This window comes from Paracoccus contaminans, assembly GCF_002105555.1.
Classification (GTDB): domain Bacteria; phylum Pseudomonadota; class Alphaproteobacteria; order Rhodobacterales; family Rhodobacteraceae; genus Paracoccus; species Paracoccus contaminans.
Window position 1 is genome coordinate 788,871 of the sequence record NZ_CP020612.1, and the last position, 15,614, is coordinate 804,484.

At 69.3% G+C, this 15,614-nt stretch carries 13 protein-coding genes and 1 pseudogene; 4 read left to right on the forward strand and 10 right to left on the reverse strand.

Annotated features, from left to right (window positions below; genetic code table 11):
- Positions 1-26: 26 nt before the first annotated feature.
- From topA to B0A89_RS03855, 7 genes and pseudogenes are all read right to left on the reverse strand, one after another.
- Entirely contained in the window at positions 27-2,870 is a 2,844-nt protein-coding gene (topA, locus tag B0A89_RS03830) for a type I DNA topoisomerase (RefSeq protein ID WP_085376997.1), read from the reverse strand.
- Between the two features lie 149 nt (positions 2,871-3,019).
- Positions 3,020-3,817 carry a DUF4142 domain-containing protein gene (locus B0A89_RS03835; protein WP_085376998.1) on the reverse strand — a complete coding sequence of 266 codons (798 nt, stop codon included), beginning with the start codon at positions 3,815-3,817 and terminating at the stop codon, positions 3,020-3,022.
- A gap of 115 nt (positions 3,818-3,932) precedes the next feature.
- Positions 3,933-4,772 carry a ferredoxin--NADP reductase gene (locus tag B0A89_RS03840; protein WP_085376999.1) on the reverse strand — a complete coding sequence of 280 codons (840 nt, stop codon included), beginning with the start codon at positions 4,770-4,772 and terminating at the stop codon, positions 3,933-3,935.
- Between the two features lie 43 nt (positions 4,773-4,815).
- Positions 4,816-5,211 (reverse strand): DUF934 domain-containing protein, encoded by a 396-nt coding sequence (locus B0A89_RS15065; RefSeq protein WP_169712187.1) that lies wholly within the window; start codon positions 5,209-5,211, stop codon positions 4,816-4,818.
- A 129-nt stretch (positions 5,212-5,340) separates the two neighbouring features.
- Positions 5,341-6,078 (reverse strand): annotated as a pseudogene (locus B0A89_RS15070) (phosphoadenylyl-sulfate reductase); the annotation flags it as partial.
- Positions 6,071-7,726: a nitrite/sulfite reductase gene (locus B0A89_RS03850; RefSeq protein ID WP_085377001.1), complete on the reverse strand. Its 1,656-nt coding sequence runs from the start codon at positions 7,724-7,726 to the stop codon at positions 6,071-6,073. The gene B0A89_RS03850 and the pseudogene B0A89_RS15070, both read right to left, overlap by 8 nt.
- On the reverse strand, positions 7,719-8,054 hold the full coding sequence (locus B0A89_RS03855; RefSeq protein ID WP_085377002.1) for a DUF2849 domain-containing protein: 336 nt from the start codon (positions 8,052-8,054) through the stop codon (positions 7,719-7,721). Before B0A89_RS03855 ends, B0A89_RS03850 begins: the two co-directional genes overlap by 8 nt.
- A 122-nt stretch (positions 8,055-8,176) precedes the next feature.
- On the opposite strand from B0A89_RS03855, the gene B0A89_RS03860 reads away from it, so the two are divergent.
- From B0A89_RS03860 to B0A89_RS03870, 3 genes are all read left to right on the forward strand, one after another.
- A complete protein-coding gene (locus tag B0A89_RS03860; protein WP_085377003.1) occupies positions 8,177-8,665 on the forward strand; it encodes an Lrp/AsnC family transcriptional regulator in 489 nt (162 codons plus the stop codon).
- 36 nt (positions 8,666-8,701) lie between these two features.
- Positions 8,702-9,400 (forward strand): CDP-alcohol phosphatidyltransferase family protein, encoded by a 699-nt coding sequence (locus B0A89_RS03865; protein WP_085377004.1) that lies wholly within the window; start codon positions 8,702-8,704, stop codon positions 9,398-9,400.
- Positions 9,401-9,463: 63 nt separating this feature from the next.
- The gene (locus B0A89_RS03870; RefSeq protein ID WP_085378736.1) at positions 9,464-10,936 is read left to right on the forward strand and encodes an ABC transporter substrate-binding protein; all 1,473 of its coding nucleotides are present in this window, start codon (positions 9,464-9,466) and stop codon (positions 10,934-10,936) included.
- Positions 10,937-11,691: 755 nt separating this feature from the next.
- On the opposite strand, the gene B0A89_RS03875 is transcribed toward B0A89_RS03870, so the two are convergent.
- The 3 genes from B0A89_RS03875 to B0A89_RS03885 all read right to left on the reverse strand — a co-directional run bounded on the left by B0A89_RS03875 (position 11,692) and on the right by B0A89_RS03885 (position 14,880).
- Entirely contained in the window at positions 11,692-12,516 is an 825-nt protein-coding gene (locus B0A89_RS03875; RefSeq protein WP_085378737.1) for a lytic transglycosylase domain-containing protein, read from the reverse strand.
- 769 nt (positions 12,517-13,285) lie between these two features.
- Positions 13,286-13,963, reverse strand: a complete 678-nt coding sequence (locus tag B0A89_RS03880) for a hypothetical protein (protein WP_157115234.1) — start codon at positions 13,961-13,963, stop codon at positions 13,286-13,288.
- Positions 13,964-14,097: 134 nt separating this feature from the next.
- The gene (locus B0A89_RS03885; RefSeq protein ID WP_085377006.1) at positions 14,098-14,880 is read right to left on the reverse strand and encodes a L,D-transpeptidase; all 783 of its coding nucleotides are present in this window, start codon (positions 14,878-14,880) and stop codon (positions 14,098-14,100) included.
- Between the two features lie 346 nt (positions 14,881-15,226).
- Between B0A89_RS03885 and B0A89_RS03890 the strand changes: the two genes are divergently transcribed.
- Entirely contained in the window at positions 15,227-15,508 is a 282-nt protein-coding gene (locus B0A89_RS03890) for a GlsB/YeaQ/YmgE family stress response membrane protein (protein ID WP_085377007.1), read from the forward strand.
- Positions 15,509-15,614 lie beyond the last annotated feature (106 nt).

Here is a 15,614-nt window from a genome sequence, read left to right on the forward strand (position 1 = left end):
GCCGCCGGCCAATCAGCTTGGCGTGATCATGCCGCGCCGCCCTCGCCGCCGCCTGCATCCTTGGCCTTGGCCCTGCGCCGCGCCGGCGCCTTGCCGGATGCGCCGCCTTGGGCCTCGTCTGCGGCCGCGGCGCGACCTGCCGCCTTGCGCGGCTTGGCCGCAGGCGCTTCACCGGCCGCCGCGGGGGCGGCCTTCCTGGCGGCGGCGCGGCCCTTGGCGGCGGGCAGCGCGGCATCGGCCGCCGTTTTCCCAGCCGCGCCGTCCCTGGCAGGCGATGCGCCCGCGGCCTTTGCCGCGGCGGCCCTGGCGGGCTTTGCCGCTGATGCCTTCTTCGCCGGTGCCTTCTTCGCGGCCGCCTTGCCGGTGGCAGCAGTCCCGGTTGCGCCCGCCCGCGCCCCTGATTTGGCAGGCTTGCCGCCCCTGGCCGCCTTGGCGGCGATCAGGTCGAGCGCCTGGTCCATCGTGACCGCCTCGGGCGCAAGGTCGCGGGGCAGCGTGGCATTGACCTTGCCCCATTTGACATAAGGGCCGAAGCGCCCGTTCAGCACCTGCACCGGGCCGCCCTCGGGATGCTCGCCCAAGTTCGCCAGCGGCGCGGCGGGCGCGGCGCGGCCGCGGCGGGGCGGCGCGGCCAGCAGCTCGACCGCGCGGTTCATGCCGATGGTGAAGACCTCGTCCACCTCGCTCAGATTGGCGTATTTCGGCCCGTGCTTCAGGAAGGGGCCATAGCGGCCGATGGCCGCCTCGATCATCACGCCGTCCTCGGGATGGGGGCCGATCTGGCGCGGCAGGTCCAGAAGCATCAACGCCTTTTCCAGATCCATCCCGGCCGCGTCCCAGCCCTTGGGGATCGAGGCGCGCGGCGGCTTGGGCTGCTCGGCGGTCGCCTCGCCGCGCTGGACATAGGGGCCGAAGCGGCCGTTTTTCAGGCTGACCTCGATGCCCTGCGGGTCAAGCCCCAGGACGGTATCGACCATCGCCTCGCCCTCGGCACCCGAGATGGGCCGGGTATAGCGGCATTCGGGATAGTTCGAGCAGCCGATGAACGCCCCGCCCGACCGCGCGGTTTTCAGGTTCAGCCGCCCCGCATGGCAGACCGGGCATTCGCGCGGATCGCCGCCATCGGCGCGGGCGGGATACAGATGCGGGGCCAGCGCCTCGTCGATCGCCGCCAGAACCTCGCTGATGCGCAGCTCGCTGGTGTCGGCCAGCGCGGCGGTGAAGTCCCGCCAGAACCGCCGCAGCACCTCGCGGTATTCGCGCGAGCCGGAACTGATGTCGTCCAGCTCGCCCTCCATGTCGGCGGTGAAGTCATAGCTGACATAGCGCGGGAAATAGCGGGTCAGGAACGCCGTCACCAGCCGGCCCTTGTCCTCGGGGATCAGGCGGTTCCTGTCCTTGCGGACATAGTCGCGGTCCTGAATGGTCGTGACGATGCTGGCATAGGTGGACGGGCGGCCGATCCCCAGCTCTTCCATCCGCTTGACCAGAGTCGCCTCGGTATAGCGGGGGGGCGGCTGGGTGAAATGCTGTTCCGGGACGACCTCGCGCTTGTGCGCGGCCTCGCCCTGCGCGATCTGCGGCAGGCGGGCGCTGTCCTCGCCCTCATCGTCGTCAAGGCCCTGGTCATAGACGCGCAGGAAGCCGTCGAACAGCATGACGCTGCCGGTGGCGCGCAGGCCCACCTGAGCGTCGGCGCTCGCGATCTCGACGGTGGTGCGCTCGATCCGCGCGGCCTCCATCTGGGATGCGAGCGTGCGCTTCCAGATCAGGTCATACAGCTTGCGCTGTTCCGGCTCGACATTCAGCTTGTCGGGGGACAGCATCATGTCGGTCGGGCGGATGCATTCATGCGCCTCTTGGGCGTTCTTGGCCTTGTTCTTGTATATCCGCGGCGATGCCGGGACATATTCCGTGCCGAAGCGCGCCCTGATCGCATCGCGCGCGGCCATCACCGCCTCGGGCGCCATGTCGATGCCGTCAGTCCGCATATAGGTGATATGGCCCGCCTCATAGAGCCGCTGGGCCGCCGACATGCAGGCCCGCGCGCCAAGGCCCAGCTTGCGCGAGGCCTCCTGTTGCAGGGTCGAGGTCATGAAGGGCGGCCAGGGGTTGCGGCTCGCCGGCTTGCTGGCGACCGAGGTCACGGTCAGGTCGCGGCTTTCCACCGCCGCGACCGCCAGCCGCGCGGCCTGCTCGTCCGCCAGGTCATAGCGTTCCAGCTTTTTCCCGGCATAGCTGACCAGCTGGGCGCGGTATTCCTGCCCCGCCGGGGTCGCCAGCATGGCGTGGACGGTCCAGTATTCGCGGGCGCGGAAGGCCTCGATCTCCATCTCGCGGTCCACAATGATGCGCAGGGCGACGGACTGGACGCGGCCCGCGGATTTCGCGCCCGGCAGCTTGCGCCACAGCACCGGCGAGAGGTTGAAGCCCACCAGATAATCCAGAGCCCGGCGCGCCAGATAGGCATCGACCAGCGGCTGGTCGATCTCGCGCGGGGCCTTCATCGCCTCGGTCACGGCCGATTTGGTGATCGCGTTGAAGGTCACGCGGCTGACCTGCGCCTTTTTCAGGCTGCTCGCCAGCGCCTCGCGCAGGTGCCAGCTGATCGCCTCGCCCTCGCGGTCGGGGTCGGTGGCCAGGATCAGGTTGGGGTCTGACGCCAGCGCGTCCTTGATCGCCTTGACGTGCTTGCGGCTGTCGGCGGCGACCTCCCACTTCATGGCGAAATCGGCGTCGGTATCGACCGATCCGTCCTTGGGCGGCAGGTCGCGGACGTGCCCGAAGGACGCCAGCACGGTGTAGTCGTCACCCAGATACTTGTTGATCGTCTTGGCCTTTGCCGGGGATTCGACGACGACGACGGGCATGGCTGACCTCCCACGGGATTCGGGCCGGCAACATGGGCACCCTGCCGGGGGGTGTCAATGTCGCGCCGTCGCCCGGCGGGACCGCTGCACAGGAAAGGGGCGCCGCCCCCTGCTGGTTGCGGCGCCCCCGGTCTGCGGCCGAAGCAGGCTTACTTGACCAGCTTCTTGACGTGCTCGGCGTGCATTTTCAGCGTCGGCAGCGTCTTGGCGGCAAAGGCGGCCAGTTCCGGCGTGCTGGTGGCGCCCGCCTGCGCAGTGAACAGCGCCAGCGTTTCGTCATGCGCCTGGTCCTGATGCATCAGGTAGGTGCGGTCGAAATCGGCATCCGAGGCATCCTGCACGGCCTTGAGATGCTCGGCCGGCGCGCCCGCGGGCACAGCAGGAACCTCCAGCTTGGCGTCAGTGGCGATCGCCTTCAGCTCGTCATTGGCCTTGCTGTGATCGGCGATCATCATCTGGGCGAACTGCTTGACGGCGTCCGACTTGCTGCGCTCCAGCGCCAGCTTGCTCGATTCAACCTCGAACAGGCCGCCGCTGGCTGCGGCGGTGACGAAATCCTGGGCGGGCAGGGGCTGCATCTGGACAGCCGCTGCGCCCTGGACGGGGGCGGCGGCATTGGTGCCGGCCGTATTGGCGGGCTGGCCGGCGCTGGTGGCCATGCCGGCCCCGGCGCTGCCGGCGGTATCCGCAGCAACACCGTTGCCGGTGGTGCCGGTGCCCGATGCCCCGGTCACGCCGCTGCCTGCCGCGCTGGCATTGCTGGCGGCGCCGGCGTCGGTCATGCCGCTGCTGGTCATGCTGGCGCCCGCATTGGTGCCCGTCATGCCCGAGGACATGCCGTCGGACGATCCGCCTGCCGCACCCGAGGCGGTGCCGGTTGCGGTCTGCGCGCCAAGCGCCGTGGCGGCGCTGACAGCCAGGGTGGCTGCAAGGATAGCGATCTTCATGGGGGTAACCTCATCGGCTGGGTTCGATGAGAGGTCAACCGCCGGGGCGTGACATGGGTTGCCACGACATATGTTAGTGACCCCGGCAGGGCACGGGTAGCCAGGCTGCGTCCGCTCAGATGCCCTCGCCGACAAAGGCCTTTTCGACGACGAATTCGCGCGGCTCGCTGTTGGCGCCCTCTGCCAGGCCGAAGCCTTCCAGCACGGCCTTGACATCCACGTTGAAGGCAAGGCTGCCGCAGACCATGGCCCGATCCTCGGCCGGGTTCATGGGCGGCAGTCCCAGATCGGCGAACACCTTGCCCGAGGTCAGGTTGTCGGTGATGCGGCCCATGCGCGCGCCCTGCTCGCGCGTGGTGGTGGGGTAATACAGCAGCCGCTCGGCAAAGCCCTCGCCGAACATCTCGGACAGCAGCGGGTCGTGCCTAAGCGATCCGACCAGCTCGCGGCCATAGTCCAGCTCGCCCGCCTCGCGGCAGGTGTGCATCATCACCACCTGCTCATAGCGCTCGAAGGTTTCGGGGTCGCGCATCAGGCTGGCGAAGGGCGCAAGGCCGGTGCCCGTGGCCAGGAACCACAGCCGCTTGCCCGGCAGCAGCGCATCGAGCACCAGCGTGCCGACCGGCTTGGGGCGCAGGATGATCTGGTCGCCCGGCCGGATATGCTGCAGGCGGCTGGTCAGCGGCCCGTCAGGCACCTTGATGGAATAGAATTCCAGCTCGTCGTCCCAGCTGGGCGAGGCGATGGAATAGGCGCGCAGGATCGGCTTGCCGCCTTCGCCGGGCAGGCCGATCATCACGAATTCGCCCGAACGGAAACGCAGGCTGGCCGGGCGCGTCACGCGAAAGGAAAACAGCCGGTCCGTCCAGTGGCGGACGGCCGTGACGATCTGCGCATCCGGCATCAGGTTGGCGGTCGATTTCGGCTCGTCGGCCACGGGGATATCCAGCGTCATGGTTCGGGGTCCGGGATGATCTAGGGGAAAAGCGCGGCCGCGGCTAGCCCGCCAGGCGCGCGCGGTGGTCCCAGTCGCGCCAGTCGGCACGGGCGAGCCATTGCGCGGCGGGCTGGCGGCGGGCCAGCGCGGCGGGTATCTGGACCTCGTCGATGCCGACGCGGCGGGCCATCGCATACTGGTCAGCGATCAGCGCCCCGGTGGCGCGGATGCGCCCGCCATAGCCAAGCTCGCGCAGGATGCGCGCCAGGCTGAAGCCGCGCCCATCCGTCATCGCGGGGAATTCGACCGCGATCAGCCCCGCGTTCAGATACTGGCCCAGCACCCCCGGATCGGTGTCGGGCGGCAGCGAGACATGCGGCTCGCCCTCGACCGGGTGAAAGCCGTCATCGCGCACCAGCACCGGCTCGTCGCGCAGCGGAAGGATGGCGGCAGGCATGGGGGTGGTCACGATCTGATCCTCGGAACGATCCTGCGCGGCCGGGGTGCCCGGCTGCGCGTCGATGGGGGGATGGGCGGGCACGGTCGCGGCGATCGGCACCTGGTCTGGCTCGGGGTTGGCGTCCGGGGCATCGGGCGCCGCCACGGGGCCGCGCACGATCCTGCCGCCGATGAAATGGATGCCGCATTCGGTCTTGGCCTGCCCGCGCCAGCGTCCCGAACGCGGATCCTCGCCCGGCGCCACCGGCGAGGTGCAGGGCGCGCAGCCGATCGAGGGATAGCCCCGCGCCACCAGCGGGTGCCGGGGCAGCGCGTTTTCGTCCATGTAGTCAACGAGGTCCTGCGGGCGCCAATGGGCCAGCGGGTTGACGCGGATGCGGCCGGGCGCCTCGACCTCGAAGAAGTCGATCTCCTCGCGCTGCCCGCCCTGGAACCGCTTGCGCCCCGTGATCCAGCCGTCGAAATCGGCCAGCGCCCGTTCCAGCGGCACCACCTTGCGAAGGTTGCAGCAGGCATCGGTGTCGCGCCGGTGCAGCGTGCCGCCGGCATCGCCCGCCGCGATTTCGGCGTCGCTGGCGCCGATCACGCGGATGTCGGTCAGGGGCAGGCGTTCGGCGATGGCGCGCTGATAGTCCAGCGTCTCGGGAAACAGCATGCCCGTATCGATGAACAGCACCGGCGTATGGGGCGAGGTGACCGACAGCAGATGCAGCAGCACGACCGATTCGGCCCCGAACGAGGATACCAGTGCCACCCGCCCCAGATCGGGGTCGGCCAGCGCGTGGCGCAGCACCTGCACGGCCGCGTGGTTGCGATAGCGGGCGTTCAGCGCCGCCACCCGTTCGGCCAGGCTCAGGTCAAGCATGCGCGGCCTCGGGGTAGAGCGCGGCGCGGAAGGGCGCAGGGCCAAGCCGGCGCAGCGCGTCGATGAACCGCTCCTCGGGCGCCTCGCGCAGGGCCAGATAGGCGTCGATCAGGCGGCCGATGGCGGGCACGACCTCGTCATAGGGAAAACCGGCCCCGGCACGCTCGCCGATCGCGGGCATCTCATAGCCGTCGCCGCCCAAGGTGATCTGATAGTTTTCCACCCCCGCCCGGTCCAGCCCCAGGATGCCGACATGGCCCAGGTGATGGTGCCCGCAGGCATTGATGCAGCCCGAGATGCGCAGGTCGAAGGCGCCGATCTCGTCCTCCAGATCGCGGGTGCGCACATAGGCGGCCAGTTCCTGCGCGATCGGAACCGAACGGGCGGTGGCAAGGGTGCAGAAATCCATGCCGGGGCAGGACACGATGTCGGTGATGCGCCCGGCATTGGCCGTCGCCAGCCCCGCGCCGCGCAGCGCGGCATGAAGCGCGGGCAGCTCGGCCCGATGGACATGGGGCAGCACGACATTCTGATCATGAGCGATGCGGATGTCGCCATAGGCATGGCGTTCGGCCAGATCTGCGATCAGCCGCATCTGGTCGGCCGTGCAATCCCCCGGCGTGGCCCCTGGCGCCTTGAGCGTGATGGTCACGCTGGCATGGCCGGCCGCGCGATGCGCCGACAGGTTCGTGTCGGCAAAGGACCGGAAGGCCGGGTTCGCGGCATATTCCGCGTCAAAGGCCGCATCATCCGCCGCGCGGAACGCGGGCGCGGCAAAGCGCGCCTCAAGCCCTGCCAGCAGGTCGAGATCGACGCCGCGGAACACCGCGCGGCGGCGGGCGAACTCGTCCTCGATCTCGGCCCGCAGCACGTCCAGCCCGCGCTCGGCCACGGTGATCTTGATGCGCGCCTTGTATTTGTTGTCGCGCCGCCCGCTGAGATTATAGACGGCCAGGATGGCCTCGACATAGGGCAGCAGGTCGGGCGCGGGCAGGAATTCGCGCACCACACTGCCCAGCAGCGGCGTGCGCCCCAGCCCCCCGCCGATCCAGACCTGAAAGCCCAGCTCGCCCTCCTGCCGGCGCAGGCGCAGGCCGATGTCATGGGCCGGGATCACCGCCCGGTCCCGCGCGCCGCCCGAGACGGCGATCTTGAACTTGCGCGGCAGGAACTGGAACTCGGCATGGTCGGTGGACCAGATGCGCAGCAGCTCGGCCCAGGGGCGGGGGTCCGCGACCTCGTCGGCGGCGGCACCGGCAAAGGCGTCGGTGGTCACGTTGCGGATGGTGTTGCCCGAGGTCTGGATCGCGTGCAGCCCCACATCGGCCAGCACGTCCAGCATGTCGGGGATGTCCACCAGCCGCGGCCAGTTGAACTGCATGTTCTGGCGGGTGGTGAAATGGCCATAGCCGCGGTCCCAGCGGTCGGCGATCTGGGCCAGCCCGCGCAGCTGGCCGGGGCTGATCGTGCCATAGGGAATGGCGACGCGCAGCATATAGGCGTGCAGTTGCAGATAGACGCCGTTCATCAGCCGCAAGGGGCGGAACTCGTCCTCGGTCAGGCTGCCGTCCAGACGGCGGGCGACCTGGGCGCGGAACTGGGCCGCGCGGTGGTGCAGATAGGATCGGGGCTCGGCGGCATCAAGCATGGGCGGCCTCGTCGAACCGGGCGGGGTGGCGGGCGGCAGGCTCGGTCGAGGGGCCGGCCTGGCGGAAGGCCTCGCGGAAATGGGCGGGCGCGGGGCGGCCCGCGTCGTCCACCACCGCCTCGACCAGATAGGGGCCGACCACGATGCCGCCCTGCGCCTGGGCGGCGGCCAGCGCGGCATCGGCCGATGCGGGGTCGTCATAAAGGATCGCCGCGCCCGCATCCGTGGTCCAGCCGCCCTGCCCCATCCAGACGCAGTGCCCGCCGCGCAGATCGTTCGCGGTCAGCACCGCGGGGGTTCGGGGCGATGGAACGAAGGTCTTGGACATGGCGGCATCCTTTCGGGCAACATCACAGAGAATAGGAAAAACATGTTGCACCCCGCCAGAGCCGCGGGGAAATAAGGACGCAATCCGTGCCGAAAGGCCCGTTTCAAGGAAGACCTTTCCCCATGACCGCCCCCGACCGCGATGCTGTCCGGCTGGATGAGCTGGATCGCAAGATACTGTCCCTGCTGCAACAGGACGCCAGCCTGCCGCTCGAGGAGATCGCCACCCGTGTCGGCGCTTCGCGCACGCCGGTGTGGAACCGCATCCGCAGGATGCGCGAGCAGGGGGTGATCCGCCGGCAGGTCGCCCTGCTGGATGCCGAGGCGCTGGGGCTTGAGGCATGCTTTTTCGTTCTGATCCGCACAGTCGAGCATGATGCGGACTGGGCCGCCCGCTTTCTCGCGGCGCTGCGCACCCGCCCCGAGGTGATCGAGGCGCACCGCCTGGCCGGCGATATCGACTATATCCTCAAGGTCGTGGTGCGCAATGCGCGCGCCTATGACCGCTTCTACCAGTCGCTGATTTCAGAGATCCGCATCCAGAACGTGACCGCCCTGCTGTCGATGGAGGAAATGAAGGCCACCACCGCCCTGCCCATCCCGCCGGGCTGAGGTTGCGCTGTCTGCATGCTGATGCGACAAGGCGCCATGAACCTGCGTTTCAAGGCCCTGGGGGTCCATCTGTTCACCGCGACCGGCGCGGTCCTGTCGATGCTGGCCCTGCTTGCCGCAGTCGAGGGCCGCTGGTCCACGATGTTCGCCTGGCTGATCGTGGCGCTGGTCGTTGACGGCATCGACGGGCCGCTGGCGCGCCGCTATCGGGTCAAGGACAACTGGCCGACTTATGACGGCGTGGTGATGGATCTGATGATCGACTACATCACCTACATCTTCATCCCGGCCTTTGCGCTGTTCAAGTCGGGCCTGCTGCCGGGCTGGACGGGATGGGTGTGCATCATCGCCATCGTCTACGGGTCCATCATCTACATGGCCGACACGCGGATGAAGACGGTGGACAACAGCTTTGCGGGCTTTCCGGCCTGCTGGAACATGGTCGTGCTGGTGCTGTTCGCGCTCAAACCGTCCTACTGGGTGATCCTGGGGGTGGTGATCCCGCTGACGGTGGCGATGTTCCTGCCGATCAAGTTCATCCATCCGGTGCGCACCGAACGCTGGCGGGCGGTTTCGCTGCCGATGGCAGGGGCCTGGGTGGTCTGCGCGTGCTGGGCGATCATGGTCGGCTTTCATCCGCAGAGCTGGGCGCTGTGGGGGCTGATGGTCACGTCGCTGTGGCTGATGCTGGCAGGCGCGGCACAGCAGTTGATCCCCCAGCATCGGCGCGCTTGATCGAGGGGCATCGGCGCGCCTAGGCTCTCGCAAGACGGCCGCAGCGGCCGCATGGGGATGCTGATGTTTCAACGACTTCTGACAAGTGCCGCCGCGCTTGCCTGCCTTGCCGCGCCGGCGATGGCAGCGCAGGACATGATCCGCCTCGGCATGGTGCTCGAGCCGCCGGGCCTCGACCCCACGGCAAACGCCGCCGCGGCCATCGACGAGATCACCTATGCCAACCTGTTCGAAGGGCTGACCCGCTTTGCCCCCGACGGGACAATCGTGCCCAGCCTGGCCGAATCGTGGGAAGCCAAGGACGGCGGCAAGGTCTATGAGTTCCATCTGCGCAAGGGCGTCAGGTTCCATGACGGCGCCGACTTTGACGCATCGGACGTGGTGTTCTCGCTGGACCGCGCCCGCGCGCCCGATTCGACCAACCCGCAAAAGCAGCTGTTCGCCGACATCACCGCTGTCGAGGCGCTGTCGCCCGATCTGGTACGCGTCACGCTGAAGGAGCCGGACGGGCTGTTCCCGTGGAAGATGGCCTGGGGCGATGCGGCGATGCTGGACCCGGCCTCGGCCGCCACGGATGCGACGCATCCGGTCGGCACCGGCCCGTTCCGGTTCGGCGAATGGGTACAGGGCGATCACGTCACGCTGGCGGCCTTTGACGGATACTGGGGCGAAAAGCCGGCGCTGAAATCGGCGACCTTCCGGTTCATTTCCGATCCGACCGCTGCCTTCGCGGCAATGATGGCGGGGGATGTCGACGCCTTCCCGATCTATCCCGCGCCCGAAACGCTGGACCAGATCAAGGCCGATCCGCGCTTTCAGGTGATCGTCGGCACGACCGAGGGCGAGACGATCCTGTCGATGAACAACCGCAACAAGCCGCTGGACAACCCCAAGGTGCGCGAGGCGATCGCCCTGGCCGTTGACCGGCAGGCGATCATCGACGGCGCCATGTTCGGCTATGGCACCCCGATCGGCAGCCATTTCGCCCCCCACAACCCCGATTACGTCGATCTGGTCGCCAAGACCCCGCATGATCCCGAGCGGGCCCGGGCGCTGCTGGCCGAGGCCGGCGTTTCGGGGCTCAAGCTGCGGCTGGCCCTGCCCCCGCCCCCCTATGCCCGCCGCGGGGGCGAGATCGTGGCGGCCGAATTGCGCGATGTCGGGATCGAGACCGAGACGACCAACATGGAATGGGCGCAGTGGCTGGAACAGGTCCACAAGAACCACGACTTCGACCTGACCATCGTCAGCCATGTCGAGCCGATGGACCTCGATATCTATGCGCGCGAGGGCTATTACATCGGTTATGACAACGCCGATTACCGCGCCCTGATGGAGCGGCTGAAAGCCGCACTGACCCTGGCCGAGCGGAGCGACATCCTCAAGCAGGCGCAGGAAAAGCTGGCCGCAGACCACCCGGCCGCCTATCTGTTCCAGCTTGCCAAGACGGGGGTGGCTGACGCGCGGATCGAAGGGCTGTGGGCGAACGCCCCCTCGCCTGCCAATGATCTGAGCAAGGTGCACTGGCGCGAATGAACCCTGCGGGACCGGCGGATGACATGCTGCGCGCCGGTCCCGTCCTGCCAATCCGTGCGGCCGGCCCCTGCCTGTCAGATCGCGCCCCGCTGCCCCGGGCCTGAGCGCGCTGGGGTCGGCACCGCCCGCATCCAGCCTGGCGGGCAATGCGTCGCTTGGCCATGCCTTGCTTGGCTCCGTCTCGCTTTGGCCCCCTCGCCTGCCCCCTTCGCCTGGACCCGCCTGCAAGGGCCTGCTCGTACCGGCATGGGCCTGGCTGCGCCTGCACGCACAGGCACAGGACTGCATGGGCCGGCTGAGGGGGGCTGTTTCACGCTGCGGCTAGCTTCTGCGGTGCCGGATGCACGCGCTGCGCAGACTGGCCTGCCTTCAACGACAAGCCGCCTCAGCGGGCTGGACTGCCTTTCCTGATTGATCCGCCTTTGCAGGCTGGCCTGCCTGCCCGGTCCGGCCCATCCTGCCTCAGGCTTTCGGGGGGCATCGGCGCAGACCGCCCGACAAGCGCGAGCGCGCCCGTGCCGACCTGCGCTGTCGCATCCCGACCGGGCGTCCGGCCCCCGGCCCGCCTCTGGCAGGTCAAAGATCGCCGGGATGCCGGCCTGTCGCGCAGCCCGGTGCGCAAGGGGTTAAGGCGGCTAGCCGGACAGGGGCTGCATGGCCGCCATCAGGATCAGCCGCATGGGCGCGCGGCCCGCCAGGAGGGGCTTGCGGGCCTTCAGCGTCCCGAAGGCGCCCGACCGCCGCCGCCCCGCCCTTCAGTTCTTCAGGACGATGCAGCGCCCGCCAAGGGCGCGGAACTGCAGGCAGAAGGCGTTTGCCTCGCCGCGCGAGGAATAGCCGATCTGCGCCGTATAAAGCCGCCTGCCCGCCCCGCCCACGGCCTTGCGCACATAGCTCACCCGCTTGCCGCCCAGGATCGGGCGCAGCTGCCGGTTCAGGCGGTTGACCTGTTGCTGGGCGCCCGACTGCTGCGGATGGGCAGCCAGGATCACGCCCCATGGCCAGGCGCGGGCCTTGGTGGTGAACTCCTTGAGCGTGCGGTTGCGCGCCAGCTTCATGCAGGCGTCGTGGAACGGTCTGTCCTTGTCCAGGCGGATGTCGAGAGCCGCGGGCGGCTCGTCGCGCCATTTCCAGGCATTGTGCCCGGTGATGGCCTCGACATAATCCTGTGTCTCGAAGGGCAGCACCTGCCCGCCATTGTAAAAGCGCAGGGCCCGCGCCTCGCCCCCGTTATAGGCGACGGCCGCCAGGCCCATATTGCCGAAGCCGTCGATCAGATAACGCAGATAGGCGGCCGAGGCATGAATCGCCTTGGCGGGGTTGAACGGATCGTCCAGCTTTCTGATGCGGGCGGTTTCCGGCATGAACTGGGCAATGCCCAGCGCCCCGACGGGCGAGACGGCCTCCGGCTCGAACATCGATTCCTTCCACAGCAGCCGGGCAAGGAAGTTGGGGTCGAGCCGGTTTTCGGCAGCCGCGGTTTCGATCACGCGGCACACATCGGCGACATAGGTCTTGGCGGCAATGCAGCTGCGCCCATCGACGGTGCAGCGGCGGGCGCCATCCTCCTTGGGGGGCATCTGCGGCCCCTGTGCCGTGCGCGCCTTGTCCGCGGCGGGGGGCGGTGCAGTCGACCCAACGGGGGCAGAGGAGGCGGCCGGGGCCGCGGGGCTTGATGCCAGCGCATCAAGCGAGGCATCGTCCCCCGCAGGCTCCGCCGTCGCCGCCTCGGCCGGCGCGGGTGCCGAAGCGCCTGCAGATCCCGGCAGCAGCGGACCGTGAGCCATCTCGGCCAGAGCCGGCGGCGCGGCGGGCGAAAGCACGGCCGGCTCCGCCGGTGCCGGACCGGTGGGGACGAGAGCGGGCGCGTCGCCAGGGGCGGGCGCCTTCTGGATGGACGGCTCGGCCGGGGCAGGCGCTTCGCCGGGGGCGGGCGCCTGGGCCGGGATGGTCGCGTCGCTGGGGGCTGGCGCCTTGGCGGCAACCGGCGCGGGGACTGCGGCGGGCGGCTGCGCAGGGGCCTCGGCCCCCGCAGCGGGCGCAGCGGCGGGCGGGGTCGATGCGGGCGCGGCGGTTACGCCTGCCCCACCAGCATTGCCTGCCGCCATCCGGGGGGTCGGGGCCGTGCCGGGAACCGGGGCCGGCATCTCTGACGCAGGCGCCGGGGCCAAAGCATCGTCCGCCGACCAGGCAGCGCCCAGCCCCAACCCCAGTCCGCAAGCGGCGATCCCGACAATCCAGCGCATGGCGGCCCTCGTCAAAGCTGTCATGCGCGATCTACCAGACTGGCCCGCACAGGGAAACCGCCCTGCGCCCATCGCGGCGGGGCCGACAGGGCGCGCATGAGCGTCAGGCGTCGTCTTGCTTTCCATCAGGCTTCTGCGCCGCCAGCTTGCTGGCCTTGCGTTCCGCCTTGCGCGCGGCCTTGCGTTCGGATTTTTCGGCTTCCTTGACGCGCTTGCGCTCGGCCTTCTCGGCCTGCCTGACGCGCTTGCGCTCGGCCTTTTCGGCTTCCTTGCGGGCCTTGGCGTCGGCCTTTTCGGCAGCCTTCGCGGCGCTGTCCTTCTTGTCGCCCTTGCCGCTCCGTTCCACAACCCCGCTGCCGGTGACGGCGCGCGGCAGGACATCGGGCGAAGGGGAGCCCCCGAGGCGAAGGGCGGCGGGCGGCAGATCGGGCATGTCCTCGGCGGCTGCGGGGGCCATGCGCGGCGGGCTGACCGCCGCGCGCGGCTCTGCCTTGCCGTCGCGGCCCGCAACGCCGGCCTGCTGCCCGGCCGCGGCCTTGCGGGGCGCCTGATCGGCGCCGTTGCTTGCCAGGCGCCTTTTCACCTCGGCCCGGACGCGGCGCAGGGCAGCGGCCAGATCGGCGTCGTCCCCCGCAGCCGCGACCGCCGCCTCAAGCTTGCGCACCAGGCCATTCAGCGTGCGGTCGGCATGCTTGCCCAAGGCAGGCTGGCGCGATTTTTCCACAAGCACGGCCGTGTCCGGCCGATCGGTGCCGGGCAAAGCAGTCGTCTGTCTGACCATGATGGGACGATCCTCGGGCTCGATCGCCGCAGAGCGGCGCTGGGTGATGATGCGCCCAGCCTATACGAACCGCCCAGGCGGGTAAACGTCCCGGCCATGGCCACCTGCCGGCCGGGACGCTGCCGCTCCGCCCCTCAGTTGGGCAGGGCGCCGCCCGCCACGACGACCGGCGCCGCCGATGCCTGAACCGCCGCGGGGGCGCCGGCCGGCTCCAGATAGCCGTCCGGGGTTTCGTTCAGCGGCCCCTCCAGCGCCAGCGATTCCGACTGGGTGCGCACCTTGACATGGGTGCCGAGCGGAACCCGGTCGAACAGGTCGATGATGTCCTGCGAGAACAGCCGGATGCACCCCGCCGAGGTGGCCTTGCCGATCGAGGACGGATCGACGGTGCCGTGGATGCGATACATTGTGTCCACATTGCCCTGATACAGATACAGCGCCCGCGGCCCCAGGGGGTTGGTCAGACCGCCCGGAAGGCCGTTCTTGACCGCGCCATACAGTTCCGGCTCGGTTGCGACCATGTTGGCGGTGGGGGTCCAGCTGGGCCACCGGGCCTTGCGCTTGATCGTCGCCTCGCCGGCAAAGCCGAGGCCGGCCTTGCCCACGGCGATGCCGACGCGGGTGGCCATCCCGCCCGGTTCGACCAGATACAGGAAGCGGGCATAGGGATCGACGACGATGGTGCCGGGCGCGTCGGGGCCGTTATAGGGCACCTGGGCGCGCACATTGCGTTCGCGCAGATAGGCCGGCTTGACGGCCTTGATCTCGAGCGGCTCGCCATTGGGGCCGCTTTCGGTGCGCGACTGATAATAGTCGGGCACCGGCATGCTGGCGGCGGGGGCCTGCACGACCGGTTCGGGGCCGCAGGCGGCAACGCCCAGGGCGCAGGCCAGAAGGACAGCAGAGGCGATACGCATCGCAGACAATTCCTCGGGTTTTCGGCATGGCGGCCGCAGGTGGCAAGAAAGCCGCGCGAATCGCCCGACGAGCAGTTCGGAGATCGCGGCAGGATTCCGCCATACGCCGTCAATCCCCCCGAGCGTCAAGTTTTGTGCCCGGCCCCGCGCCCTGGCGTGACATAAATGCCGCGCCCGCGATATTTTGAGCGGCCGTGAGATGTGGCAATTTTGTCGCACCCCGCGACAGGAAACCCCGACTTGGCCCAAAGGCGCCGCCGGGCCGGAACCTGTGCACATGGTTGCGGTTGAGACGGCGTAACCGCCGCCACTTTCGGCGCGCGAAGCGTTTGAAAAGGAACTCACAATGGGCTTCATCATTGCCATCATCATCGGCGCCATCGCAGGCTGGATCGCCGGACAGGTCGTCAAGGGCCATGGCCAGGGCACCCTGATGAATATCGTGGTCGGCATCGTCGGCGGCCTGCTGGCGAACTGGCTGTTCCCGGCGCTGGGCTGGAACCTGGGCGCCGCCCCGGCGACGGTCGACAACGCCGTGGTCGGCACCAGCATCATCGGCTCGATCATCTTCTCGGCCATCGGCGCCATCATCCTGCTGCTGATCCTGCGCCTGTTCAATCGCGGCTGAGCGGCGCGTCCCGCGCAAGGGGACGGACCATGAGGCCCTCTGCCGCGGCAGGGGGTCTTTTTCACATGCCCAGCGGCCCCTGCCCTTCCGCTTTCCGGTTGCGGCC

Coding starts and splice junctions, on each gene's coding strand:
- topA (WP_085376997.1), bottom strand. CDS start 2,870: ATGCCCGTCGTCGTCGTCGAATCCCCGGCAAAGGCCAAGACGATCAAC.
- B0A89_RS03835 (WP_085376998.1), bottom strand. CDS start 3,817: ATGAAGATCGCTATCCTTGCAGCCACCCTGGCTGTCAGCGCCGCCACG.
- B0A89_RS03840 (WP_085376999.1), bottom strand. CDS start 4,772: ATGACGCTGGATATCCCCGTGGCCGACGAGCCGAAATCGACCGCCAAC.
- B0A89_RS15065 (WP_169712187.1), bottom strand. CDS start 5,211: ATGCCTGCCGCCATCCTTCCGCTGCGCGACGAGCCGGTGCTGGTGCGC.
- B0A89_RS03850 (WP_085377001.1), bottom strand. CDS start 7,726: ATGCTTGATGCCGCCGAGCCCCGATCCTATCTGCACCACCGCGCGGCC.
- B0A89_RS03855 (WP_085377002.1), bottom strand. CDS start 8,054: ATGTCCAAGACCTTCGTTCCATCGCCCCGAACCCCCGCGGTGCTGACC.
- B0A89_RS03860 (WP_085377003.1), top strand. CDS start 8,177: ATGACCGCCCCCGACCGCGATGCTGTCCGGCTGGATGAGCTGGATCGC.
- B0A89_RS03865 (WP_085377004.1), top strand. CDS start 8,702: ATGAACCTGCGTTTCAAGGCCCTGGGGGTCCATCTGTTCACCGCGACC.
- B0A89_RS03870 (WP_085378736.1), top strand. CDS start 9,464: ATGTTTCAACGACTTCTGACAAGTGCCGCCGCGCTTGCCTGCCTTGCC.
- B0A89_RS03875 (WP_085378737.1), bottom strand. CDS start 12,516: ATGCCCCCCAAGGAGGATGGCGCCCGCCGCTGCACCGTCGATGGGCGC.
- B0A89_RS03880 (WP_157115234.1), bottom strand. CDS start 13,963: ATGGTCAGACAGACGACTGCTTTGCCCGGCACCGATCGGCCGGACACG.
- B0A89_RS03885 (WP_085377006.1), bottom strand. CDS start 14,880: ATGCGTATCGCCTCTGCTGTCCTTCTGGCCTGCGCCCTGGGCGTTGCC.
- B0A89_RS03890 (WP_085377007.1), top strand. CDS start 15,227: ATGGGCTTCATCATTGCCATCATCATCGGCGCCATCGCAGGCTGGATC.